This is a genomic window from Ensifer sp. EB106-03-01-XG145 (assembly GCF_058792075.1).
In genome coordinates this window covers 554,261-577,706 of the sequence record NZ_JBYTEC010000001.1, presented here as the reverse complement: position 1 = coordinate 577,706, position 23,446 = coordinate 554,261, and the positions used below count along the sequence as shown (strand labels likewise).

Genomic DNA, 23,446 nt, shown 5'->3' with positions numbered 1-23,446 from the left:
CATTCATCCAGCAGCAGCGAGAGACATTTCAGGCTTCAGCGAATGACCACGCGAGGCGGCCACGATCGTGTCGACGTCGAGAATGAGCGCCACGCGGCCGTCGCCGAGAATGGTCGCCGCAGCGATGCCCGGCACGTGGGTGTAGTTGGCCTCGAGGCTCTTGATCACCACCTGGCGCTGCCCCTGGATCGCATCGACCATCAGCGCACGCTGACCGCCACCTTCCGATTCCACCAGAAGTGCTACGCCCTCGACCGGGTTCGCCTGGATGGCGCGGAAATTCAGGATGCGGCCGACGTCGACGAGCGGGCAGAAGGAGTTGCGGATCGAGATCAGCCGCTGGTTGGAGCCGAAGGAATGGATTGCCGAAGCTTCCGGCTGCAGGGTCTCGACGATCGCGGTCAGCGGCACGACGAGCGTCTGGTTGGCGACGGTGACCACCATGCCGTCGAGCACGGCGAGCGTCAGCGGCAGGCTCATGGTGAAGACCGAACCGTGGCCGGGCTTGGAGGAGATGTTGATGCGGCCACCGAGCGCCTGGATCGAGCGCTTGACCACGTCCATGCCGACGCCGCGGCCGGAAATGTCGGAGATCTTGTCGGCCGTCGAGAAGCCGGCATGGAAGATCAGGTTGTCGATCTCTTCGTCCGAGAGATTTGCGTCGGCCGCGATCAGGTCGTTGTCGATCGCTTTCTGGCGTACCTTCTCGCGGTTGATGCCGGCGCCGTCGTCGGCAAGTTCGATGACGATACGGCCGGAGCGATGCTTGGCCGTCAGGCGCACGGTGCCTTCAGCGCTCTTGCCGGCGGCAAGTCGCTTCTCCGGCGTTTCGAGGCCGTGGTCAACCGCGTTGCGGATCATGTGGGTCAGCGGCTCGGCCAGCTTGTCGATGACCGTCTTGTCGACTTCGGTGTTTTCGCCTTCGGTGATCAGGCGGACAGACTTGCCGGTCATGTCGGCGATTTCGCGGACGATGCGCGACATGCGCTGGAACACCGGCTTCACCGGCTGCGCGCGGATCGCCATCACCGAGTCCTGGATCTCGCGGGTGAGCTGCTGCAGCTCTTCGAGACCCATGTTGATCGAGGACGTGCCGTTGGCGTCGTTCTCGACGACGCTCTGCGAGAGCATCGCCTGGTTGATGACCAGTTCGCCAACGAGGTTGATCAGGCGATCGACACGGTCGAGATCGACGCGGATGGTCGGCGTGCCGGCCGATGCGGCTGCCTGCTGGGCGGCAGCGCTCTGGGCCGCGCTGGCGGCGGGCGCTGCCTTTTCGGCAGGGGCGCGGGCTGCGGATTGCGCCATCTGCAGCACGTTGCTGGCGGTGCCTGCGGCCGAAACGGCGGCGTTGCGGATGTCCTGCTGTCGGGACGCGAGCTGTTCTTCCTCCTCGACGACACCGACCGAAACCGCCGGCTCATCATCAAGGATCGAAAGATCGAAAGGCACCGGCTGCATCGGCAGCTCTTCGCCCGACTGCGTAGCCTCGTCTTCGACCAGGGAAATCTCCAGGTCGCAATCCCACTCGGCGAATTCGAAGACGGTGCGGATCGCGTCCTCGCCCTTGTCGGTCGCAAGCTGGATCTTCCAGGAGAAATAGGCGCTCTCCGGGCTCAGCCGCTCGAGCGTCGGCAGTGCGCCCATGTCGCAATGGATGCTCATTTCGCCAAGGCGGGAGAGGTCGCGCAGAAGCAGCGTTGCCTCATTGCCCTTGGCATAGAGATCGGACTTCGGCTTGAAGACGATCTCGTAGGTGGGCATTTCCATCAGCGGCGGTTCTTCGGCAGCGTCGAAGTCGTCGAAGGAGAAAGCGACCGGCTGGAAGCCTTCGTCGTTGACCGGCGGCGGGGCCGCGGCGGCAACGGGCTTGGCAACCACTTCGACCGGCGCTGCGGACGCTTGCGGCACTTCGCCATTCGCCAAAGCCTCGAGCTCCTTGATCAGCTGACGGCTGCGCGCCTCGTCGACGCTGCCGCCGTCGCGGGCGGCATTGGTGAGGTCGGCGAGCACATCGGCCGACTTCAGCATGACCTTCAGAACCTCCGGACCGGGATCGAGCCGGTTGGAACGAACGCAATCAAGGGTCGTCTCGAACACATGCGCGAAGGAGACGAGGTCGTCGAGCCCAAAGGCGCCGGCGCCACCCTTGATCGAGTGCACCGCGCGGAACACCGCATTGACCGTTTCCGGGTCGCGGTCGCCGTCATTGAGCTTCAGCAGACCCGATTCCAGTTCGGCGAGTTGCTCCTCGCACTCCTGGAAGAAGATCTCTTTGATTTCGTTCATATCCATTGGAGGCTATCCCCGGACTTCAGGCCGTTACGCGCTCAATTGCATCGATGAGTTTGGTCGGGTCGAACGGCTTGACGATCCAGCCCGTTGCCCCCGCCTGGCGCGCGCGGTTCTTCTTTTCCGCATCACTTTCGGTGGTCAGCACCAGGATCGGGATGGCGCGGTAGCGATCGTTCTTGCGCACGCCTTCGATGAAACCGAAACCGTCGAGACGCGGCATGTTGATATCGGTGACGATCACATCGGGGTTGGCTTCTTCCAGAACCTCAAGTCCCTCGACGCCGTCCTCGGCCTGGATCGTTTCGAACCCGGCATTGTTCAGCGTGACCAGCAGCATGTTTCGGATCGTCCGGGAGTCGTCGACCGTCAGAACTCGCTTCTTCATTTCTCAAATCTCCTTTGCCACCAGATGATCGATCTCGACCCCGATGAGCTGTGTCGTTTTCTCGAAAGCGTCCGACACCTTGCTGAAGGTGAAAGACAAATGATCCTCTTCCCAGGTCTTGGCGCCGGCCATCAGCACCTGGACACAAAGCGTGCCCACCCGCTCGACCGCCGAAGCGTCGATCACGATGTCGCTGCCTTTCAGAGCGATCAGCTTCTCGTGCAACGCCGTCGCCTCATTCAGGTCCAGCACCGGAGCGAGGCTAAGCGTCTTCTGAGCGGTCTTCTTGCTGGCCATTCCTGTCTTCCTCGACTGCTAACTCTGTACTGCTCTTGAAATCAGCGCTGCCATCCGGCGAGCTGCCGTTGCGGCCCGTCGTCGAACAGCGGCAGTCCCGGCTCTTCAGCAACTACGCCCAGGGCCGGCCGGCTCGGTTCGCGACCGACAGCTGACGAAACGGGATGACGCCGCTCCAGACGAAACCGACGGATGGTTTCGCCAAGCTCGACGATGACGGTGTGGAGATCGTCCGACGAACGCGCGGTTTCTCCCGCCAGGGCAGCACTTGCCTGCACGCCCTGGGAGATCGTGCCGATCTCGGCGGCAACGCCCCGGAGGTCGCCGACCTGTTGCTCCGCTTCGCGGGCTATGCCGGAAACGGCCGAATTGATCGACGTGACCTGCTCGACGATGCTGCTGATCGCGTCCTGCGTGCGGCCGACGATCTCGACACCGGTTTCGACCTGCGCCTTGGTGCCGGAGACGAGCTGCTTGATTTCGCGGGCCGCCTCACCGGAGCGCTGCGCGAGCGCGCGCACTTCCTGGGCGACAACGGCAAAGCCGCGACCGCTGTCGCCGGCCCGCGCCGCTTCGATGCCGGCATTGAGCGCCAGCAGATTGGTCTGGAAGGCGATCTCGTCGATCACGCCGATGATCTGGCCGATCTTTTCGGCCGATGCCTCGATGTCGGCCATGGCGCTGATCGCCTGGCCGGCGATTTCGCCGCTGCGCTCGACGGCGATGCGGGTTTCGTTGGCCTTCGTCTCCGTGGCGCTGATGCGGCCGGAGCCGCTCGCCATGCGTCCAGCCATGTCGGCAAGTGCTGCAAGTTGCCCGGACAGCGCATCGGCTTCGACACTCGCCTTGTCCGAAAAGGTTGCCGCGTTTCCGCGCATGCGATCGACCAGAGCTTCGGCGGAACGGTTGTGGTGGTCAGATGCCTGCAGGCTCTGTTGAATTTGTTCCAGCGCCGCATTCAGACTGGCGACGATCGGCTGGTAGGCTTCCGCTGCCGCTTCCGGCAAGCGCGCACCAAGATCGCCCTGGCTCAGACTCTCGGCAAAGTCGCCGAAGAGCGCCTTGACTTCCTGTTCGTCGGCGCTGCGCTGCTCGGTCAGCTGCCGCTGGTGCTGCTGGCGCAGGGCATTGAAACGGAGCGAAACACCGATCTCGGTGTCGACGAAGACGGTGCGCACCAGCGCGGCGACGAGGTCGCAGAGCTCGCGGCGACGCGCCTTGCCCATCGGCAGGAAAGATCTCGGCCAGGCCTCTTCGATGAGACCGACGAGCAGATGTTCGAGCACGACCGCGTGGCTTGCCATCTGCCAGCGCGGATCGAGACCCATGCGGCTTGCCGTGTCGGCGAGCACCTTGACGCGCTCGGCATAGAGCCCATCGAAACGCGCGTCGGTCAGCACGTTCCAGTGCGACGACTGAAGATCCTGGAGGCGATCGATCTGGCGATCGCTGTCGAAATGGCGGGCGGCATCGGGATAGGTCTGGAGGCGCTGGAAAAGGTCGCGAAGCGCCTGGTCGATGCGGGGAGAAAGCTTCTGTCTATGATCCCGGACGCGGTTGCAGCTCTCATCGTCGAGCCCGGCAAAACGCAAGCGCTCCAGCAGGCTGCCTGCCTGGCCCTTCCTTGCCTGTTCTGACGATGCTTCCTGCCTCAACGCTGATCCCCGGGTAATGCGCGTTTTCGAATTTGCCCGGGGCGGTTCAAGGGGAGCCACAGTCCACCGGACGTGCACGCCACATCGATGAGATCAGCCCCCGCCAGCAGCGTCTGCTATCGTTCATCCCGCAAGTAAATTCGGTGAAGAATGGATACCGGACCGGAACCGGTACGGCGGGGCGGCATCATGCCTTGAGGAGACTTGTGAATTATCCCATTCCGACGTGTGGGACCATGTTTATGGTTAATTCCTTGCTTGAAGGTTAACGGTCCCTCGCCTCTAATCGGATTCACTAAAATTCGCAGGGTGTTTTCGCGGGCCATTTCTGCACTGCAACAAAACTGTAATAAAGCCCCTGGATTACAACAGGTTCTCACTCACAAGAGTTTAGAATTGTACTTCGACTTGCGCTCGCGTATCGAAGCGAAAGTGAAGTGGGCGCTCAATGCGCGAAGAAACCTTCGCAAGAGCGGGATGAGGAAAAGTGTGTGCGGTTTTCCTCCCGCATCCCGCTCTAACTAGTAAGAAATCGATCACGTTTATGATTGGGGTCGCTGCGACCCAAATCATCGTGATCTAGGCAAAGCGACATCATGATGATGCGCTTACAGGAAACGAACAATGATTGTTCTTGGTATTGGCGCCGCACTCACAGCAATCCTGACAATGATGGCAGTATCGATCGTGCTCAACATCGAGCATAACCGCTCGGCAAATCGCAGCTCTGTGTTTTGAGCGGGCTCGGGCCCGTATCTTACTGACACAGCCAAGCGTCTTGCGGCCGTGACCGGATGTTCTACGGCCGCTTTTCTTTGCCTGTATGCTTGAGTGCCGCCTCGCGCCATGCCTGCGCATAGATGACGAAGCTCTCGGGAATCTCGCCCGCAACCGGCTCGATCCCGGTCCTGACCCTCGATCCCTGGACGAGGCAGGCTGCACCGAGGCTCGTGCCCGTAACATTCTGGGGATCGGCGAAGACCGGCCTTCCGGTCGCCGCTGCGAGCATGCGCAGATAGGCCTTGTTTGCGGCAAACGGTCCCTCGACGACGACCTCCCCGCGCGCGCCGATCAGATCGAGGCAGGTGGCCGTCATCAGCGCCAGGTGAAACGAGACGACGGCAAAACGCTCGGCGGCGCCAAGCGCCTGTTCGTCGGTCGTCCAGATCGCCTTCGAAGCCGGAAAGGGACCAGACCCCTCGGGAATGGACGGCAGCAGCATGTGGCCGGCCTTGGCGACCGTCTCTTCCACATCCGGCGATGCGGGAACCGACCCCTCCCCCAGCAGAAGCTGGAAGGCGCGGCCGCCCATGAAGCGGGCCGAGGGCACGGGCTCGCCGAGCGCGTTGACGTTGATGAGCGTGTCGCGATGTTCGTCGAGCGCCTTCGGCTCTGCGCCGACCGCCAGCATGACGACCCAGGTACCAGTGGAGACCACCGAGAATGGCGAAGCGCGCGTCAGCAGATGCGGGAGCAGCGATGCGTTGGAATCATGAATGCCGCAATAGACGGGCGTCTCGGCGGCAATGCCGGTTGCGGCACAGAGTTCCGGTCGCAAGGCACCGGCGATATCGTTCGCCTTCAAAACCGGCGCAAAGAGTGGCCTCCAGCCCTGGCGTTCGACCAGAGACGAGAACGTGCCGGCTCGCGGGTTCCAAAGATCGGTATGACAACCGAGCGACGTCAGTTCGTTTGAGAGAACGCCGGTCAGGCGATAGGTCCAGTATTGCGCATAGGTGAGGATCGACGCGACCCGCGCAAAATCATCCGGAAAGGTCTTCTGCTGCCAATAGAGTTGCGCGCCGACATTGAGGCCCATAGGCAAGCGTGCAGAGCCAGTCTCTGAAAACGGGGGCCGCGCCACATCATATTCGGCGGCAAGGCTGTCGGGTCCGGCGTATTCATAGTCCAGCACCGGTAGCGCAAGGTGGCCTGCAGCATCGAGCACGACCGCTGTCGCGCCATGGGTGGTAATGGAGACTGCCTCGAAAGCGTGTTCGGCGTTAAGCGCCGCGAGGCTCTCAAGCAGGAAGGCCCAGAGGTGCTCGATATCGAAATGCGGATAGGGACCGGAAGTTAGCACCGCATTCGCCGTCTTGCGGACGGCGATCTCCTCGAACCGTTCGAGATCGACGGCCGCGACCTTCGCATTGGTCTTGCCGATATCGATGACGCAAACGACCCGCATCCGATCAGTCCATATGGAAGACGGTTTTGAGCGGCACCGCCACCGGCTCGTTATCGGCCTTGGTCTCCATGATATCGGCCATATAGGCCCACCATTTCCGCATGACGGGATGGGACGGCAGGTCGGCCATTCGGTGGTCGTCCGTGCGCCAGAGAACGCCGAAGAGCAGGCTGGTCTCCTCGTCCAGATGGATGGAATAGTCGGAGACGCCCGCCTCCTTCAGGAGCGCCGCCAGCTCCGGCCAGATGGCATCGTGCCGCGCCTTGTATTCGGCCGCCATGCCTGGGTTCAGCCGCATGCGGAAGGCGTATTTTTCCATCGGAACCTCAATGCGCGAGACGGCGGCGGGCACGCCGCCAGAGAATGGGGAGTGCGATGACCGAGATCAGCAGCATGCCGATGAAGATCGACATGACGATACCGGGCACGTTGAGAAGGCCGAAGCCGAAGGTCACCATGCCCATGATCAGCGCCGCGAGCACGACGCCGGGGATGGTTCCGGAGCCACCGAGAATGTTGACGCCTCCGAGCACCACCATCGTCACCACTTCGAGCTCCCAGCCGAGCGCGATCGACGGACGGGTCGAGCCGAGGCGCGAGGTCAGGCAGATCGAGGCGAGCCCCGCCATCAGACCGGTAAGCAGGAAGAGGATAAACTTGATGCGCGCGACCCGGATGCCGGAAAAAAGCGCTGCAGTCTGATTGTTGCCAATGGCATAGACCGCGCGGCCGAAATTGGTCTTGTGCAGAACGACGCCGTAGACGACCGCGAGGATGACGAACAGCGTGAACTCGAAGGAGAACACCCACCAGACATAGCCCTGGCCGAACCAGGAGAAACTGTCGGGATAACCGGTGAAGGCCTGGTCGCCGAGAATGATGAAGGAGAGCCCGCGGAAGAGGCTCATGGTGCCGATGGTCACCACGATCGACGGCAGCCCGAGACCAGTGATCAACAGGCCGTTGACCGCGCCGCAAATGAGGCCCACTGAGAGGCCGATCGCCACCAGCGCCGGCGTGTCGAAGCCGAGCTGGACGGCATAACCCATCGCCGTCGAGGCAAGCGCGATGATCGAGGCCACCGACAGATCGATCTCGCCGGAGATGATCACGAGCGCCATGGCAAAAGCGATCATCGCCTTTTCGGTGAAGTTGAAGGTGGCGTCCGAGAGGTTCCACGGATCGAGGAAGTAGGGAGACGCCAGTGAGTTGCCGAGGAAGATCAGGCAGGCGACGACGAACAGCAGGCTTTCCCAGCTCCTCAAAAGCCGGGCGCCGCGCCCTTCCAGCCGATCGGGGATGTGGCGGGGAGCCAGGTGGGTTTCGGCCATCAGACAGCCTCCGCTTTTCTCAGGATGACACGGCCCTTTCGCCGCTCGGCGCGGGCGTTGACGGCAACAGCGATAATGATGACCGTGCCGGAAATCGCCATCTGCGCGAAGGGCGAAATGTTGATGACCGGCAGGGCGTTCTTGATCACGCCGAGAAACAGCGCGCCGAGCACTGCACCCGCGACGGTACCGATACCGCCGGCGATCGAGATGCCGCCGATGACACAGGCCGCGATGATGTCGAGCTCGAAGCCGGCGGCGATGTCGACATAGGCGACGGCATAACGCGACACCCAGAGATAGCCGGATAGCCCGGCGAGCGCGCCCGAAAGGCAATAGGCCGAGAAGCGGGTGCGGCCGACATCGATGCCGGTATAGACGGCCGCATGCGGATTGCCGCCGACGGCATAGAAGGCGCGGCCGAGGGCCGTGCGGTTCATCAGCAGGAAGACGAGCCCGATCATGACCAGCGACAGCCAGGACAGAACCGGGAAGCCGAAGAGCGCGTCGCGCGGCAGCGCCTTGAATGCATCACTCATCTGGTGCGCGTTGATCCACTTGCCGTCGCTCAACAGGAAGATCAGGCCGCGATAGATGGTGAGCGTGCCGAGTGTCACGACGATCGGCGGAATATCGAGCTTCCAGACGAGCGCGCCGTTGATCATGCCAAGCGCGGTGCCGAGCGCGATCGCGGCGAGCATAATCAGTGGGATCGGCAGGCCGGGATAGGCGGCGTTCAGCATCGCCGCCACCATGCCGGAGAGCGCCAGGTTGGCAGCCATCGAAAGGTCGATGCAGCGCGTCAGGATCACCGCCATTTGGCCGAGCGCCAGGATGATGAGGATCGAGGTGTCGTTATAGACCCGCGCCAAGTTCGCGGGTGCGACGAAGGGCGGGAAGCGCCAGGTGATCAGCGCGAGCAGTACGGCAATCGCGCCAACGAGCAGAAGCTCACGATTCTTGAGAAACTTCGCCATCACGCGGCCTCCTGAATGCCGGCAGCGGCACGCACCAGCTTTTCGGCCGTCAGATCGACACGCTCGAAGCGCCCGGCGATCCGCCCCTCGCGCATGACGATGACGCGGTCGGACATGCCCATGATCTCGGGGATTTCCGAGGAGACCATGATGACGCTGAGGCCTTGAGCCGCAAGCTCGCTCATGAAGGCGTGCACGGCCGCCTTCGAGCCGATGTCGATGCCCTTGGTCGGCTCGTCGAGAATGATCACCTTTGGCTTCGTCGCCAGCCACTTGGCGATGACGACCTTCTGCTGATTGCCGCCCGAGAGCGTGCCGACGTCCTGGTCGAGCGAGGCGGCGCGCAAGTCGAGGCGCGCGGTGTACTCGCGGGCGAGCGCGAATTCATTGGCGAGTTTCAGGAAGCCCGAGCGCGAGGTGCGCGACAGCGAGGGCAGCGTGACGTTCTGGAAGATTGGCAGACCGATAATTGCCCCTTGGCGGCCGCGCTCTTCGGGCACGTAGACGATGCCGCTGCGGATCGCCTCGGAGGGGCTGCGGATCACCAGCACCTGGCCGTCGAGCCGGACAGCGCCGGCAGAGGGCCGGGTCACGCCGATCAGCGACTGCATGAATTCCGATCGGCCGGCGCCGACGAGACCGTAGAAACCGAGGATCTCGCCGCGGCGAAGCTCGAAATTGATGTCCTCGAATTCGGTCGGATGGCGGTAGCCCGAGACGGTGAGCACCGGCGCGCCGATCGCCACTTCCTTCTTCGGGTAGACCGAACCGACGGCGCGGCCGACCATGAGGCGCACCAGTTGGTCCTGGCTGACATCGGCAATCAGGCCCTCATCCACCATCGTTCCATCGCGGAAGACGGTGTAGCGATCGGCAATGCGGAAGATCTCGTCGAACTTGTGGCTGATGAAGAGGATCGCCTTGCCGTCAGCCTTCAACCGCTCGACGAGCGCATAGAGCTCGTGGATCTCCTTGTGCGACAGCGCGGCGGTCGGCTCGTCCATGATGACCACCTGGGCATCGACGGACAGCGCGCGGGCGATCGCGACGAGATGTTTCTTGGCAATGCCGAGATCACGCAGGCGGATCGTCGGATCGAGATCGGCACCGGCGCGCGCAAGCAACGCGCGCGCATCAGTATTGAGCTTCTTCCAGTCGATCAGGCCGAAGCGATTGCGCGGTGCATGGCCGAGGAAGATGTTTTCGGCGACCGAGAGCTCATCGAAAAGCACGGTTTCCTGGTGGATCGCGGTGACGCCGGCACGCGCTGCGGCAAGTGCCGTCGGGAAATGGACCTCCTGCTCCGCAACGCGGATCGTGCCGCCATCCGGCTGATAGATGCCGGTCAGGATCTTCACCAGCGTCGACTTTCCGGCGCCGTTTTCGCCGATCAGCGCGGTCACCGATCCCGGATAGAGCGACAGCGAAACATCAGAGAGCGCCTTGACGCCGGGGAAGGACTTCGAGATCCCCTCAAGCGCGATGGCGGGCTTCATCCGCGATGTGAGCGTATCCTGGAGCAAGTTCCGTTCCGCCTGATCTATGTGCCTGACATCGAGGGCACCGCAGTCTGCAAATGCCCCTCTCCTCGGGTTTAACCCGAGGACTAACCCTCTCCCCGCGCGCGGGGAGAGGGAACGAGGACGCCGCTCTCCTCCCTCCTTGACGTGGAAGAGGAGCGAACGGTTGCCGCTTGTCCCTTCTCCCCGCCTGCGGGGAGAAGGTGCCGGCAGGCGGATGAGGGGCCCTTCCCTCACCGCGCGGATGAGGGGCGACGCCAGTTTGGTCGTTCGCCAGATCAGAAGATCTTGGCGAATTCCTCGACGTTCTTGGCATCGTAGACGAACGGGTCGGCCATCGCGCCTTCATTGTTGTCGTCGAGCTTGACGGCACCCATACGGCCCATCTTCAGTTCCGCGCCGGGCTTGGCTTCGGCACCGCCGATCAGATCATAGGCGATCATCGTTGCGGAATAGCCGAGGTCGATCGGGTTCCAGATGGCGAAGGACTTGGAAGCGCCCGACTTGACGTGGCCGGCCATTTCCGAGGGAAGGCCCAAGCCCGTTACGTTGATCTGGCCGATCTTGCCGGCGTCGGTAACGGCCTGTGCGGCGGCAACGATACCGACCGAGGTCGGCGCGATGATCGCCTTCAGGTTCGGATAGGACTGAATGAGCCCTTGGGTTTCGCGATAGGACTTGTCGGCAAGGTCGTCGCCATAGACGGTTGTTACGACGTTGATGCCCTTGTAGTTGCCCTGGACCTTCTTCATCTCGGCGATCCAGGTGTTCTGGTTGGTCGCTGTTGCGGACGCCGAGAGCACGGCGACGTCGCCGCCCTCAGGCAGGTTGTCGGCGGCAAGCTTGATGATCATGTTGCCGATCAGCGGGTTCGACGACGGGTTGAGGTGCATCAACCGGCCATCCTTGGCGACACCGCTGTCCCAGGAGATGACCTTGATGCCGCGGTCCATCGCCTTCTTCAGCGCCGGCACCAGGGCGTCGGTGTCGTTGGCCGAAACGGCGATCGCATCGACCTTCTGGGCGATCAGCGAGTTGATCACCTCGATCTGGCCTTCGGCGGTGGTCGAGGTCGGGCCGGTGTAGATCACCTCGACGTCGCCCAGTTCCTTGGCGGCTTCCTGGGCGCCCTTGTTGGCAGCTTCGAAGAAGCCGATGCCGAGCGCCTTGACGACGAGCGCGATCTTCTTGTTTTCCGCATGCGCGGCATTGGCCATCAGCGCCAGCGAAACCGCGGCCGTGACCATCAGTGACTTCAGGATCTTCATGCTCATTTCCTCCCATTGTCCGGTTCGCGAAAATCGCATCCGGCGCAAATTCCTCCATTCGGCAACGACCCGGCCGTTTCGGCCGTGACCGCCGCCTTCCCCTCTCCTCACCCGCGTCAGGCGGACGAGGATATGTTCTCCGCATCCGCGCCGGCTCTTGAACTGGCCACAACCAGCCTCACCCCGGCATTTTCGAGCATCGCGGCATGCCTGTCCTCGATGCCCGAATCCGTAATGACAGTGGCGATCCGCTTCAGCCCGCAAAGAATGAGGCTCGACCGCTTGTGAAATTTCGACGAGTCGACCAGCACGACGAGTTCGTCCGCCTGATCGATCAGCTTCTGTTCCGCCTGGATCAGAAGCGGGTCCGCTTCCATCAGGCCGAGCGGCCCCAGTCCTTGAGCCCCCATGAACATGCGGCGCGCATAGAAATTGCGCGTCACGTCGTTGTCGAAGGGGCTTAAGATGATGTTCTGCTCGCGGTAGATCGTGCCGCCGGACAGCATCACCGTGTTCTTTGAGTGCTTTAAAAGGTGCTCGGCGATCGGGAAGGAATTGGTGAACACCTGCATGCGGCGATTGCTGAGAAAATGCACCATCTGGAAGGTGGTGGTGCCGCCATTGATGATGATCGGCTCGCCATCCTCGCAGAGCGCCACCGCCTCCTTGGCGATCGCCTGCTTCTCGCGGGCGTGCAGGCCTTCGTTGACCTTGAACGGCCGACCGGCAAGGCCGACGAATTGCGGCGGGTTGATTGCCTCGGCGCCGCCGCGCACACGGCGCAGCTTCTTCTGCACATGGAGTGCCGCAATGTCGCGCCGGATCGTCGCCTCGGAACTGTCGGTCAGATCGACCAGCTCCTGGACGGTGACGACGGGTTTTTCCTGAACCGCCGACAGAATGATCCGGTGTCTTTCTTTCTCGTGCATGCGTTCCTCCGATGGCGTTCATGCTTCCATCACGATCGACCATTGTCAATCACAATCAATCATATTTTTTCATTGTGCAGCGCAATATGCGCGAACTTGATCGTTTTTGATTGACTTTAACGCTCAAGTCCTATGATCTGATGCCAACCATATCTCCGTGCGGACGCCAAGCCGCGCGACATCAGACCGGGAGGAATTCGAGATGCTGGACAAGCAGCAGGGCGCACGACTTGCAAACCTTTGGGACGAGGCAAAGGCTGCCGAGATGAGCGAATCCGAGCGCCTGCTCTATCGCTCGAACCTGCTTGGTTCCGACAAGCGCATCACCAATTATGGCGGCGGCAACACCTCGGCCAAGGTGATGGAAAAGGATCCGCTTGGCGGCGGCACCGTCGAGGTTCTCTGGGTCAAGGGCTCCGGCGGCGACGTCGGCACGATCAAGCTCGACGGCTTCGCGACGCTCTATATGGACAAGCTCAATGCGCTGAAGACGATCTATCGCGGCGTTGATTTCGAAGACGAGATGGTCGCCTACCTGCCGCATTGCACCTTCAATCTCAATCCGCGCGCTGCCTCGATCGACACGCCGCTGCACGCCTACGTGCCGAAGAAGCACGTCGACCACATGCATCCCGACGCGATCATCGCGATTGCGGCCGCAAAGAACAGCCGCGAGCTGACGGCAAAAATCTTCGGCGACGACATCGGCTGGCTGCCGTGGAAGCGCCCCGGCTACGAGCTCGGTCTGTGGCTGGAAAAATTCTGCCTGGAAAACCCTGCTGCCCGTGGCGTCGTGCTCGAAAGCCACGGCCTCTTCACCTGGGGCGACACGGCGAAAGAGGCCTATGAGACGACGATCGAGATCATCAACAAGGCGATCGCCTGGTTCGAGGTCGAGAACACTAAGCCTGCCTTCGGGGGCGCAGTAACAGCGACGCTCGACGCTACTGCCCGCGCCGATGTCGCCCGCAAGCTGATGCCGGTCATCCGCGGCCTGATCAGCGCCGACAAGAAGAAGGTCGGCCATTTCGACGGCAGCCAGGCCGTGCTCGACTTCGTCACATCGAAGGACCTGAAGCCGCTGGCGGCGCTCGGCACGAGCTGCCCCGACCACTTCCTGCGCACCAAGATCCGACCGCTGGTGATCGAATTCGATCCGGCCAAGCCGGATATCGACGGGACGCTCGCTGCGCTTCCCGAGGCAATCGCCGCCTATCGCGCCGACTATGCGGCCTACTACGAGCGCTGCAAACGCGTAGACAGCCCGGCTATGCGCGATCCCAATGCGGTCGTCTATCTCGTGCCGGGCGTCGGCATGATCACATTCGCCAAGGACAAGGCGACCGCCCGCATCTCCGGCGAGTTCTATGTCAACGCCATCAACGTCATGCGCGGCGCTTCCGGTGTCTCCACCTATGTCGGCCTGCCGGAACAGGAAGCCTTCGACATCGAATACTGGCTGCTGGAGGAAGCGAAGCTGCAGCGCATGCCGAAGCCGAAGAGCCTTGCCGGCCGGATCGCGCTCGTCACCGGCGGCGCCGGCGGCATCGGCAAGGCGACGGCCAACCGGCTGATGCAGGAAGGCGCGTGCGTGGTGCTGGCTGACATCGACGAGACGGCGCTTGCCGCAGCCGAAAGCGAGCTTTCCGCGCGCTACGGCAAGGATGTCGTGCGCTCCGTCACCATGAATGTCACCAGCGAGGCGGCCGTCGAAGGCGGCTTCGCTGATGCGTTGCTCGCCTTCGGCGGTCTCGACATTCTCGTTTCCAATGCGGGTCTTGCCTCCTCCGCCGCGATCGAGGACACGACGCTTTCGCTCTGGAACAAGAACATCGAGATCCTGACGACCGGCTATTTCCTCGTCTCGCGGGAAGCCTTTCGGGTCTTCCGCCAGCAGAAGGCCGGCGGCAATATCGTCTTCGTCGCCTCCAAGAACGGGCTTGCCGCCTCCCCCGGCGCCTCGGCCTATTGCACCGCCAAGGCGGCCGAGATCCACCTTGCCCGCTGCCTGGCGCTGGAGGGTGCTGCGGCACAGATCCGCGTCAACGTCGTCAACCCGGACGCGGTGCTACGCGGCTCGAAGATCTGGACCGGCGAGTGGAAGGAGCAGCGCGCCGCAGCCTATAAGATGGATGTCGACGATCTCGAGGCGCATTATCGCGAGCGCTCGATGCTGAAGCTCAGCGTCTTCCCGGAGGACATCGCCGAGGCGATCTACTTCCTTGCCTCCGACATGTCGGCGAAATCGACCGGCAACATCATCAATGTCGACGCGGGCAACGCCCAGTCCTTCACCCGCTGATCGAGGAGGTTTCCATGACGACGACGATGATCAGCCAGGCAACGGTCGAGGCCGAGAACGAAAGCCGGCTCACCGCGCTTCGCCGGGATTATGACAGCCTCGGCGAGCGACTCGATCGGCGCGGCGTTGCGATCGACGAGATCAGGCGCAAGGTCGCCGCCTATGGCGTCGCCGTCCCCTCCTGGGGTGTCGGCACCGGCGGCACGCGCTTTGCCCGCTTCCCCGGCAAGGGCGAGCCACGCAACATCTTCGACAAGCTTGAGGATTGCGCGGTCATCCAGCAATTGACCAGGGCGACGCCGACCGTCTCGCTGCACATTCCGTGGGACAAGGTGAGCGACATTTCCGAACTGAAGCAGAAGGGCACGTCGCTCGGCCTCGGCTTCGACGCGATGAACTCCAACACCTTCTCCGACACACCGGGCCAGGCGCACTCCTACAAGTTCGGCTCGCTGTCGCATGTCGATGCCGCAACCCGCCGCCAGGCGGTGGAGCACAATCTCGAATGCATCGAGATCGGCCGGCAACTCGGCTCCAAGGCGCTGACGGTGTGGATCGGCGACGGCTCCAACTTCCCCGGCCAGAGCAATTTCACCCGCGCCTTCGAGCGTTATCTCGATGCGATGAAATCGGTCTATGCGGCGCTGCCAGAGGATTGGCGGGTCTTTACCGAACACAAGATGTTCGAGCCGGCCTTCTATTCGACCGTCGTTCAGGACTGGGGCACAAACTATCTGATCGCGCAGGAGCTCGGCCCCAAGGCCCTCTGCCTCGTCGATCTCGGTCACCATGCGCCGAACGTCAATATCGAGATGATCGTCGCCCGCCTCATCCAATTCGGCAAGCTCGGCGGTTTCCACTTCAACGATTCGAAGTACGGCGATGACGATCTCGACACGGGCGTGATCGACCCCTATCGGCTGTTCCTCGTCTTCAACGAGCTGGTGGATGCGGAAACGCGCGGCGCCAAGGGATTCAAGCCGGCGCATATGCTCGACCAGAGCCACAACGTCACCGATCCGATCGAGAGCCTGATGACGAGCGCGACCGAGGTTTGCCGGGCCTATGCCCAGGCGCTGATCGTCGACCGCGAGGTACTTGAAGGCTGCCAGGAAGACAACGACGCGCTGATGGCGAGCGAGACGCTGAAGACTGCCTTCCGCACCGATGTCGAGCCGATCCTTGCGATGGCGCGACTTGAGAGTGGCGGAGCGGTGGCGCCCGTCGCGACCTATCGGAAAAGTGGATACCGCGCGAAGGTCACCGCCGAACGCCCGGCCGTTGCCGGCGGCGGAGGCGGGATCGTCTGATACCGATCGAGCAGCGCCGTGCCCTTGTCTTGGGGGTCCGGCGCCCCGGCCATCATTCAAATCTCAAAAAATCGCTGCGCGATGAAATTGTCCTCTATCTGATTTCGATTCCTGATCTATCTTTCCAATCGAGATCCAATGGAAAGGGGACCATTCATGGGTATTGAAAGCATTCTCGTCTTCCTGATCGTCGGCGCGGTCGCCGGCTGGCTCGCCGGCCTCATCGTCAAGGGTGGCGGATTCGGCCTGATCGGCAACATGGTCGTCGGCATCATCGGCGCCTTCATCGCCGGCTTCCTCTTCCCGGCGATCGGCATCAGCCTCGGCAGCGGTATTCTCTCGGCCATCCTGCACGCGACAATCGGTGCGGTGATCCTTCTGGTGCTGATCCGCATCGTCAAGCAGGCCTGAGCCCACACCATTCGGCGGCAGCCGCCTTCGCGCATGGAACGGCCCTCGGCCGTTCCATCTGGACGCGCGAACAGGGCTGTAGCACTGTGATCTGCTGGACGGGTCACCGGACGGAACACCGCACTTGCCAGACGGAGGCACGCATGAACGCGCTTTACACCGACAAGATCGAGACGGCGCTCAGGTCTTTCATCGCCGATCACCCGGGAACGCTGTCACGGGATCAGGCGATCGCCACGATCCTCGAGAACTGGTTCACCAGCCATGGCTATCTGCCGCCTGGGCAAGAAGGCCGGCGCCCCGAAGACCTTGACGCTTCCAACGACGACTGAGAGATTTGCCCGCCGAAGCCGAACGTCGTGACGGTTGTTCGCAACGCGGCCGATCGCCATCGCTTTTCAATAACGTGAATCCTTTGCCATGAGCCTGACTTCCGTCAAAGACTTCTTTTCCCAGCACGCCCCAGATATCGATGTCATCGAGCTTCAACAGAGCACCGCCACGGTTGCGCTTGCGGCCGAGGGCCACGGCGTCGAGCCGGCGCAGATCGCCAAGACACTGGCGCTTCGGGTTGGCGACGATGTGATCCTCATCGTCACGCGCGGCGACGCCCGCCTCGACAACAAGAAGTACAAGGCCCGCTTCGGCACCAAGGCCCGCATGCTCGGCTTCGACGAGGTGGAAGCGGAGACCGGGCACCCGGTCGGCGGCGTCTGCCCCTTCGGTCTTGCCAAGCCGCACAGCATCTATTGCGACTTGTCGCTCAAGGCCTACGACATCGTCGTGCCGGCCGCCGGTGCCACCAATGCGGCGGTGCACATCAGTCCCGCCCGCATCGTCGAACTGACCGGGGCCGAATGGATCGACGTGTCGGAAACGTAGTTCAACGTTTCGGAAACGTGACCTGCCTTGGAATGGCCACAAAGCTTAACTGAAACCGCAGGCGCGTCCCGGAGTGATTTGCCGGGTCTGGTTCTTTTTCATCGCAGGAGTCCGTCGAGCATGAAGACAATCGCGTACCCGCTCATCTTCGCCGCCACATGTTCCCCGGCGCTGGCGATGGATCAGTCCCTGGTGCGCCAGTTCGAAAAGCTCGACCCGCAGACCCGGCTCGAACAGCGGTGCGATACCGAGGCGATGGAGCGCATCAACGCCGACAAGTCGACCTTCAAGCCGGACAAGGTGATCGCCTACACCTTCGCCGAGCCGGTCGTGAAGGAAGACAAGATGAAGGCGCCGGGCGCCGTGTTCCGCAGCAAGGGGGAATGGTACAAGCTGAAGTTCAAGTGCCGCACCGACGCGGAGCACCTGGATGTCCTGTCTTTCGAATACAAGATCGGCGAGCTTGTGCCGCACGAGAGCTGGGACGAGTTCTACCTCTACCCCTGACGGGCGCGCCGCCCGAACCTTTGACCGTCGTTAGAGCACAGCCATTAGAAACAGCAGCGAGCCGAGCGAAAGCGCGGCCATGATGCTCATCAGCATCTTCATCATATGGGCTGCCATTTCGTACATCCTTGTCTCTGCTCCCTTAGGAATGAACGAATGCGTCTGCCTTCGGGCATGTGGCTCGATGAAGACCGGGTTCGAGCGCCATTGTTACAACCATCGAGATTGCGCAAGCATGGTTAACAAATCGCTAACGGGGGTCCTGCTCACCCTCTGCACAGCTGCCGCCTGACCGGCCTTTATTCAAGACAAGGCTCACGCAAGATCGAAGCGGAATAACGGAGCGTAGGATCGGCCTTCTCTGCGCGCTGCCCCTTGCGCCCTGAGGCGCCCGATCCCTGCCGTTGCATCGCCAGCCACCGCTGTTCTCGTGCCGGCGTGCAAGCAAACGAGACGCGACCGGCGGTCTGCGGAAGGCCCGCTGTCGCATGTGACTGACAATGGAGAGGCGAGTGAGCCAGGTTAAGCTGAGCATCTGCATTCCCACCTATAACCGCGCGCCCTTCCTCGAAAAGGCGCTCGGCTACTTCGTCGAACTCTACCAGTTCTCCTTCAAGTACGAGATCATCATTTCCGACAACGCCTCGACCGACGGCACCCGGGAGATCGTCGATCGCTTTGTCGCCAAGGGGTTGCCGATCCGCTATTTCCGCCAGTCGGAGAATTTCGGCGCGATTCCCAACGTCATCAGCGCCGTCAGCCGCGCGGCGGGCGAATACACGCTCTACCTCGCCGATGACGACGTGCTCATCAACGATGGCTTGCGCGAGGCAATCCGCTATCTGGATCTCAATCCGGAAGTGACGGTGTGCTTTGCGCCGTGGTACACACACGACGAGATCGACGAACGTGACGCTGCGCCGTTCTTCTCGGTCGATAAGGATACCAAGTTCAAGAAACGGGACTTCGAGCCGGTTTTCGATTTTCTCGTCGACCGACATGTGTTTCCCGAGATTGGCATTTACCGGACCTCGGCGCTGCGCTCCGCCTGGGCGCCCCGGCACTTCGCCTATTGGGCCTTCTCCTATCTCGCACATTTTCTGGAACTGGGCGCCGTCACCTTCCTGAAGAAGCCTTTCTATCGCCAGGTGATACGCTCCAAGATCGTCCGCGATCGGCCACAGGCCGGCCACGCCGAGACGCTGACGGCATGGGACACGTATCGGGGCGGTCTTGAGTACTTCCTCTACAGCGGCGCCAAACGCGGTGCTGTCAAGCTGACTGCCGATCGCCGGGCCTATTTCGATGCGCAGATCAGGGACTTCACCATGATCCGCATGAGCGTTGCCTTGCGCATGTGGATGATGAAGAAGGACTACGTTCGCGCCTATGAGCTCTATACGCGGCTAATGCTGGCCGGCTTCGAGCACCATCCCGACGTGCAGCAGGCAAGAGGGGCACTGCCCCTCATGGTCGCTCTTCAGACTGTCACGTGGCATACAAACGCGATTGCAGAAGTCGACCGGCTTGTTCTTCACGGCGTGGACGACCACGGCGCGATCGAGGAACTGTTGCGCGAGCTGGGCCTGCGCTCCGAAATCGCAGTCGTGCCGGCAACGACACAATTGACAGCGGACGAGGTTGCCCGCACCGCCGTGTTCATTACCGCCGATAGCGACCGCAAGCATTATCTGCGCAACGGTCATCCGCCGAACATGGTGGTCAGCGAAGGCGATATTCTCAGTCATGTTCTGATCTGAAACGGAAGGGCGCCATGGCGCCCTTCCTTGTTTTTCGCGATGTCACGCCTGAGAGGCGGACCTGTGGCCGATAGCCGACGGCGTCCCGGCCGATCGACGTCCTCTCACGTGCTTTTCCTACTTGCGCATGACGCCCTTGTAGTAGGAACCATTTCTCGGCGGCGGGCGGTTTACGGTCTTTCCGGGCGGGTTGTACTTCTCGCTCCCGTGGCCTTCATTGACCGCCGTTGGTGAAACGCCCTTGTAGTAGCTGCCTCCTGCGAACGCAGGAGCGGACACACCCGCAGCGATCGTGGCCGCGACGAGCGTTGCTAGAGAGAGCCTGGAAAATTTACGCATTTCTGATCCTCGGTTGACCCTGCCACGACCCTGTTTTTGTTGTGGTTTCGTGGCATCGATTACGCGACGAAGACGTTCGCCGCTCAGGTCCTCCCGGGCGTGAGAATATGCGGAAGCTGCGACGAACATGTAACGCAGGTGACAGCCGTCGATTCCCACCTTCGCTAAAAGGGAGGATCGATGCCTGATCAGCGACGTGCTGGAACCCTCTCGGCTGCGATGCTTTCGTCATCGCTTCGCGACGACGCGATCGCTCAGCGGAAAAGCTGCAGGATGTTCTGCGCATTGGAGTTGGCTATCTGCAAAGCCTGGATGCCAAGCTGTTCCCGCGTCTGCAATGCCTTCAGCCGCGTCGACGTCTCGTTCATATCGGCATCCAGCAAACGTCCGCCCCCCTTTTCGATGGTGGCCATCAGCGTCTGACCAAAGGTCGTCTGCATGTCGATGCGCGTCAGCAGCGAGCCCAACGCGGCCGCTCCGTCAATCGTCTTCTGCAACACGACTTCAATGTACTGAATGTAGGAATCGAGCGACTGCGGGTTCGCGGCGACATCGATATCCAGGAAGTTGCGCCGCCGGCAGCGATCCGCTTTCGCGAGATGCTGGTGCAGGAGTGGACGACATATTGAGGGCAAACGAGTGACGCAACGCTCAGTAAACGCCGAACGTGGCTTTCAAGCTTTTCGAGACCAAACATTCAAGGAGATGAATGGTGCCCGGAGGCGGATTTGAACCACCGACACGCGGATTTTCAATCCGCTGCTCTACCAACTGAGCTATCCGGGCATCCTGCCGTTTCGGGCAGCGGTTCCTTGCGGAACCCTCGGGGCGCTTGTGTTTGCCCCGGAAGCGAGCGGGGTTATAGCATCTTGTTCGGCGGTGTCCAGCGCCAAATGAAAGTTTTTTGACCGAAATCCTGTGGACAGTCAAAAAAACCGAAAAAGCAAAGAGTTTCAGAGAGATCGCATTCGCTTCCCCCGTACTCTCCGAGACAGAAGTGGTCCTCGGAGACCGAAAATGGCGGCCGCATTCACCTGCTGGCGCGCAGGACCATCCAGGCGTCGTTCACGATAAAGAGGAGCGTTGAGGGAAAGGCCGGACCCACGCGCCCGACCGCAGCGGTACGCCTTAGCGATCGTCGTCGTCGGCCTTCGTTTCGTCGTCGGCAACCGGAATGGCATAGGAGCCGGAGAGCCAGCGATTGAGGTCGACATTGCGGCAGCGGTCGGAGCAGAAGGGATAGTGCTCCCGATGCGACGGCCGTCCGCATTCCGGGCAGGGTCGAGGCGCCCGCAGGGGCGCGACGTTCGAACCGCTCTTCTTCGTTTCGTCGTTATTTGTCTCGTCTGGCACCGGCTTCAGCCTTCCAGCCAACGATTGTGCACATCATAGCCTTCGCCGACAAGCAGGCTGACGGTTTCGTAGAGCGGCAGGCCGACGACGTTGCTGTAGGAGCCGACGAGTTTCACCACGAAGCTGCCGGCAATGCCCTGGATGCCGTAGCCGCCCGCCTTGCCGCGCCATTGGCCCGAGGCGAGATAGCTTTCGATGTCGAAACCGGACAGGCGCTTGAAGCGCACCTTGGTGTCGACGACCTTCTGCCTGAGCGTCTTGTCCGGGGTGATCAGGCACACGCCGGTATAGACGCGATGGCTGCGGCCGGAGAGAAGGTGCAGTGCGCTGGTGGCTTCGCTGACCAGTTCCGGCTTCGGCAGGATGCGCCGGCCGACGCAGACGACCGTATCGGCCGCCAGAATATAGCTTCCGTCCCAGCCGGGCTCGCCCTTGATCGCCGCAAGTGCTGCGCGCGCCTTTTCAGCCGACAGACGCCTTGCGAGCGAACGCGGGTGTTCGGCACGCTTCGGCGTCTCGTCGAGATCCATCGGCATCAGGCGCGCGGGCTCGATGCCCGCCTGCGCCAGAAGTTCGACGCGACGCGGCGAGCCGGACGCCAGTATCAGTTTCTTGGCCACTGTCATCGGAACGAGCCGTCACTCCAGAGCAATTCCAGCAAAATGCGGGTGAAGCGGTTTTGCGTCTGGAATTGCAATCCAACCAAAGGTTAGAGCGTTTTCGCGATTCGAAGAAGAAGCGGAAATGCTCCAGGAATTGCGTAGAGCCGGAGCGGCTTACTTGAAGCGGTAGGTGATACGGCCCTTGGTAAGGTCGTACGGGGTCATCTCGACGAGAACCTTGTCGCCGGCAAGCACGCGGATGCGGTTCTTGCGCATGCGGCCCGCCGTGTGGGCGATGATCTCATGCTCGTTTTCGAGCTTCACGCGGAAGGTCGCATTCGGAAGCAATTCGGTGACCACGCCCGGAAATTCAAGGACTTCTTCTTTCGCCATGTAGGACTGTTCTTTCTATCTTTGTTTAGGGATACGTCAGGTATCCCGAAAAATTCGCCGGAAACTACACAATCAACGAGGATTTGTGAACCGTCTAACACCGGCTTTTGCGCTTTTGTGACGGCTACGGCGCCGCGCGTCCTATCAGAGGCGCAGAGGTCGCTATAGCACTTTGAACTGCTACGTGTCTTTAGCCTTAAATCGGATGGGATCTAAGAAGACATGGAAAAGAACTGTCGTCGGAAACCGCACTCGGATTTCCGTGAAGCTCTCAAGTTTTCTCTCGTCTGTGCGAGCCGACCAACCGATGATTGATCAGCGTCGACAGGTGATCGCGCACGGCGCGATACGCATCGACGATCTGCTCGCGGGTGCCGGCTGCCACCGTCGGGTCCGGCGTTGGCCAATAGACCACGTCGACGGCCATCGAGCGAGTCAATTCGAGCGCCTTGTGATGCGCCTCCGGCGCCAGCGTCACGATGAGGTCGAAGTAATCGTCCTCGAGTTCATCCAGCGTGTGGGGCTGGTGGCGGCCGAGGCTCAAGCCCACCTCGGCCATGACCACGTCGACAAAGGGATCGCGTTCGCCATGCCGGACGCCGGCCGAGGCAACATAGGTTCCCGCTGGCAGCGCCGCCTTGGCGAGCGCTTCGGCCATCGGCGAGCGGATGGCATTCATGCCGCACATGAAGAGGACCGAGCGGGGCGCTTTCAACTGCGGTGCCTCGGTTGCCGTCATGCC

Annotated in this window: 24 protein-coding genes and 1 tRNA gene; 7 read left to right on the top strand and 18 right to left on the bottom strand. The window is 61.8% G+C overall.

Annotation, left to right across the window (positions count from 1 at the left end; genetic code table 11):
• Positions 1-3: 3 nt before the first annotated feature.
• The 11 genes from AC3WWH_RS02805 to AC3WWH_RS02755 all read right to left on the bottom strand — a co-directional run bounded on the left by AC3WWH_RS02805 (position 4) and on the right by AC3WWH_RS02755 (position 12,845).
• The gene (locus AC3WWH_RS02805; protein ID WP_058323556.1) at positions 4-2,295 is read right to left on the bottom strand and encodes a chemotaxis protein CheA; all 2,292 of its coding nucleotides are present in this window, start codon (positions 2,293-2,295) and stop codon (positions 4-6) included.
• Between the two features lie 19 nt (positions 2,296-2,314).
• The gene (locus AC3WWH_RS02800; protein WP_025425897.1) at positions 2,315-2,680 is read right to left on the bottom strand and encodes a response regulator; all 366 of its coding nucleotides are present in this window, start codon (positions 2,678-2,680) and stop codon (positions 2,315-2,317) included.
• 3 nt (positions 2,681-2,683) lie between these two features.
• Positions 2,684-2,977, bottom strand: coding sequence for an STAS domain-containing protein (locus AC3WWH_RS02795; RefSeq protein WP_057248191.1), 294 nt, complete (start codon positions 2,975-2,977; stop codon positions 2,684-2,686).
• Positions 2,978-3,018: 41 nt separating this feature from the next.
• On the bottom strand, positions 3,019-4,632 hold the full coding sequence (locus tag AC3WWH_RS02790; protein WP_057248190.1) for a globin-coupled sensor protein: 1,614 nt from the start codon (positions 4,630-4,632) through the stop codon (positions 3,019-3,021).
• A gap of 799 nt (positions 4,633-5,431) precedes the next feature.
• Positions 5,432-6,820: an FGGY-family carbohydrate kinase gene (locus AC3WWH_RS02785; protein WP_113399393.1), complete on the bottom strand. Its 1,389-nt coding sequence runs from the start codon at positions 6,818-6,820 to the stop codon at positions 5,432-5,434.
• A 4-nt stretch (positions 6,821-6,824) separates the two neighbouring features.
• Positions 6,825-7,139, bottom strand: a complete 315-nt coding sequence (rhaM, locus tag AC3WWH_RS02780) for an L-rhamnose mutarotase (protein ID WP_058323557.1) — start codon at positions 7,137-7,139, stop codon at positions 6,825-6,827.
• 7 nt (positions 7,140-7,146) lie between these two features.
• A complete protein-coding gene (locus AC3WWH_RS02775; RefSeq protein ID WP_058323558.1) occupies positions 7,147-8,151 on the bottom strand; it encodes an ABC transporter permease in 1,005 nt (334 codons plus the stop codon).
• Positions 8,151-9,131, bottom strand: coding sequence for an ABC transporter permease (locus AC3WWH_RS02770; RefSeq protein WP_058323559.1), 981 nt, complete (start codon positions 9,129-9,131; stop codon positions 8,151-8,153). Before AC3WWH_RS02770 ends, AC3WWH_RS02775 begins: the two co-directional genes overlap by 1 nt.
• Positions 9,128-10,624: a sugar ABC transporter ATP-binding protein gene (locus tag AC3WWH_RS02765; RefSeq protein WP_058323702.1), complete on the bottom strand. Its 1,497-nt coding sequence runs from the start codon at positions 10,622-10,624 to the stop codon at positions 9,128-9,130. Before AC3WWH_RS02765 ends, AC3WWH_RS02770 begins: the two co-directional genes overlap by 4 nt.
• Positions 10,625-10,926: 302 nt before the next feature.
• The gene (gene rhaS, locus AC3WWH_RS02760; protein ID WP_057248265.1) at positions 10,927-11,916 is read right to left on the bottom strand and encodes a rhamnose ABC transporter substrate-binding protein; all 990 of its coding nucleotides are present in this window, start codon (positions 11,914-11,916) and stop codon (positions 10,927-10,929) included.
• Between the two features lie 116 nt (positions 11,917-12,032).
• Positions 12,033-12,845, bottom strand: coding sequence for a DeoR/GlpR family DNA-binding transcription regulator (locus AC3WWH_RS02755; RefSeq protein ID WP_058323560.1), 813 nt, complete (start codon positions 12,843-12,845; stop codon positions 12,033-12,035).
• Between the two features lie 202 nt (positions 12,846-13,047).
• On the opposite strand from AC3WWH_RS02755, the gene AC3WWH_RS02750 reads away from it, so the two are divergent.
• The 7 genes from AC3WWH_RS02750 to AC3WWH_RS02720 all read left to right on the top strand — a co-directional run bounded on the left by AC3WWH_RS02750 (position 13,048) and on the right by AC3WWH_RS02720 (position 20,017).
• A complete protein-coding gene (locus tag AC3WWH_RS02750; protein ID WP_492376870.1) occupies positions 13,048-15,147 on the top strand; it encodes a bifunctional rhamnulose-1-phosphate aldolase/short-chain dehydrogenase in 2,100 nt (699 codons plus the stop codon).
• A gap of 14 nt (positions 15,148-15,161) precedes the next feature.
• Positions 15,162-16,457, top strand: coding sequence for an L-rhamnose catabolism isomerase (rhaI, locus tag AC3WWH_RS02745; RefSeq protein ID WP_058323562.1), 1,296 nt, complete (start codon positions 15,162-15,164; stop codon positions 16,455-16,457).
• 156 nt (positions 16,458-16,613) lie between these two features.
• A complete protein-coding gene (locus AC3WWH_RS02740) occupies positions 16,614-16,868 on the top strand; it encodes a GlsB/YeaQ/YmgE family stress response membrane protein (protein WP_057248181.1) in 255 nt (84 codons plus the stop codon).
• Positions 16,869-17,011: 143 nt separating this feature from the next.
• Entirely contained in the window at positions 17,012-17,200 is a 189-nt protein-coding gene (locus tag AC3WWH_RS02735) for a hypothetical protein (RefSeq protein ID WP_057248180.1), read from the top strand.
• 88 nt (positions 17,201-17,288) lie between these two features.
• On the top strand, positions 17,289-17,750 hold the full coding sequence (locus AC3WWH_RS02730) for a YbaK/EbsC family protein (protein ID WP_058323563.1): 462 nt from the start codon (positions 17,289-17,291) through the stop codon (positions 17,748-17,750).
• A 120-nt stretch (positions 17,751-17,870) separates the two neighbouring features.
• Entirely contained in the window at positions 17,871-18,257 is a 387-nt protein-coding gene (locus AC3WWH_RS02725) for a DUF930 domain-containing protein (protein WP_058323564.1), read from the top strand.
• Positions 18,258-18,769: 512 nt separating this feature from the next.
• A complete protein-coding gene (locus tag AC3WWH_RS02720) occupies positions 18,770-20,017 on the top strand; it encodes a glycosyltransferase family 2 protein (RefSeq protein ID WP_492376869.1) in 1,248 nt (415 codons plus the stop codon).
• Between the two features lie 117 nt (positions 20,018-20,134).
• Here AC3WWH_RS02720 and AC3WWH_RS02715 read toward each other — a convergent pair whose 3' ends face one another.
• The 7 genes from AC3WWH_RS02715 to AC3WWH_RS02685 form a co-directional block, all read right to left on the bottom strand.
• Positions 20,135-20,356, bottom strand: coding sequence for a hypothetical protein (locus tag AC3WWH_RS02715; protein ID WP_113398434.1), 222 nt, complete (start codon positions 20,354-20,356; stop codon positions 20,135-20,137).
• A gap of 254 nt (positions 20,357-20,610) precedes the next feature.
• Positions 20,611-20,991, bottom strand: coding sequence for a flagellin (locus AC3WWH_RS02710; RefSeq protein WP_057248175.1), 381 nt, complete (start codon positions 20,989-20,991; stop codon positions 20,611-20,613).
• 75 nt (positions 20,992-21,066) lie between these two features.
• A tRNA-Phe gene (locus AC3WWH_RS02705) sits at positions 21,067-21,142 on the bottom strand.
• A gap of 342 nt (positions 21,143-21,484) precedes the next feature.
• Positions 21,485-21,709 carry a DNA gyrase inhibitor YacG gene (gene yacG, locus AC3WWH_RS02700; protein ID WP_057248174.1) on the bottom strand — a complete coding sequence of 75 codons (225 nt, stop codon included), beginning with the start codon at positions 21,707-21,709 and terminating at the stop codon, positions 21,485-21,487.
• A 5-nt stretch (positions 21,710-21,714) separates the two neighbouring features.
• Complete coding sequence (locus AC3WWH_RS02695; protein ID WP_058323566.1) at positions 21,715-22,335, bottom strand: Maf-like protein; 621 nt, start codon at positions 22,333-22,335, stop codon at positions 21,715-21,717.
• Positions 22,336-22,485: 150 nt separating this feature from the next.
• Entirely contained in the window at positions 22,486-22,704 is a 219-nt protein-coding gene (gene infA / locus AC3WWH_RS02690) for a translation initiation factor IF-1 (RefSeq protein ID WP_004435948.1), read from the bottom strand.
• A gap of 271 nt (positions 22,705-22,975) precedes the next feature.
• Positions 22,976-23,443 carry an arsenate-mycothiol transferase ArsC gene (locus AC3WWH_RS02685; protein WP_057248171.1) on the bottom strand — a complete coding sequence of 156 codons (468 nt, stop codon included), beginning with the start codon at positions 23,441-23,443 and terminating at the stop codon, positions 22,976-22,978.
• Positions 23,444-23,446 lie beyond the last annotated feature (3 nt).

Coding starts and splice junctions, on each gene's coding strand:
- infA (WP_004435948.1), bottom strand. CDS start 22,704: ATGGCGAAAGAAGAAGTCCTTGAATTTCCGGGCGTGGTCACCGAATTG.
- rhaM (WP_058323557.1), bottom strand. CDS start 7,139: ATGGAAAAATACGCCTTCCGCATGCGGCTGAACCCAGGCATGGCGGCC.
- AC3WWH_RS02730 (WP_058323563.1), top strand. CDS start 17,289: ATGAGCCTGACTTCCGTCAAAGACTTCTTTTCCCAGCACGCCCCAGAT.
- AC3WWH_RS02725 (WP_058323564.1), top strand. CDS start 17,871: ATGAAGACAATCGCGTACCCGCTCATCTTCGCCGCCACATGTTCCCCG.
- AC3WWH_RS02765 (WP_058323702.1), bottom strand. CDS start 10,624: ATGAAGCCCGCCATCGCGCTTGAGGGGATCTCGAAGTCCTTCCCCGGC.
- AC3WWH_RS02735 (WP_057248180.1), top strand. CDS start 17,012: ATGAACGCGCTTTACACCGACAAGATCGAGACGGCGCTCAGGTCTTTC.
- rhaS (WP_057248265.1), bottom strand. CDS start 11,916: ATGAAGATCCTGAAGTCACTGATGGTCACGGCCGCGGTTTCGCTGGCG.
- AC3WWH_RS02715 (WP_113398434.1), bottom strand. CDS start 20,356: ATGCGTAAATTTTCCAGGCTCTCTCTAGCAACGCTCGTCGCGGCCACG.
- rhaI (WP_058323562.1), top strand. CDS start 15,162: ATGACGACGACGATGATCAGCCAGGCAACGGTCGAGGCCGAGAACGAA.
- AC3WWH_RS02795 (WP_057248191.1), bottom strand. CDS start 2,977: ATGGCCAGCAAGAAGACCGCTCAGAAGACGCTTAGCCTCGCTCCGGTG.
- AC3WWH_RS02685 (WP_057248171.1), bottom strand. CDS start 23,443: ATGACGGCAACCGAGGCACCGCAGTTGAAAGCGCCCCGCTCGGTCCTC.
- AC3WWH_RS02755 (WP_058323560.1), bottom strand. CDS start 12,845: ATGCACGAGAAAGAAAGACACCGGATCATTCTGTCGGCGGTTCAGGAA.
- AC3WWH_RS02785 (WP_113399393.1), bottom strand. CDS start 6,820: ATGCGGGTCGTTTGCGTCATCGATATCGGCAAGACCAATGCGAAGGTC.
- AC3WWH_RS02750 (WP_492376870.1), top strand. CDS start 13,048: ATGCTGGACAAGCAGCAGGGCGCACGACTTGCAAACCTTTGGGACGAG.
- AC3WWH_RS02800 (WP_025425897.1), bottom strand. CDS start 2,680: ATGAAGAAGCGAGTTCTGACGGTCGACGACTCCCGGACGATCCGAAAC.
- AC3WWH_RS02695 (WP_058323566.1), bottom strand. CDS start 22,335: ATGACAGTGGCCAAGAAACTGATACTGGCGTCCGGCTCGCCGCGTCGC.
- AC3WWH_RS02775 (WP_058323558.1), bottom strand. CDS start 8,151: ATGGCCGAAACCCACCTGGCTCCCCGCCACATCCCCGATCGGCTGGAA.
- AC3WWH_RS02805 (WP_058323556.1), bottom strand. CDS start 2,295: ATGGATATGAACGAAATCAAAGAGATCTTCTTCCAGGAGTGCGAGGAG.
- AC3WWH_RS02740 (WP_057248181.1), top strand. CDS start 16,614: ATGGGTATTGAAAGCATTCTCGTCTTCCTGATCGTCGGCGCGGTCGCC.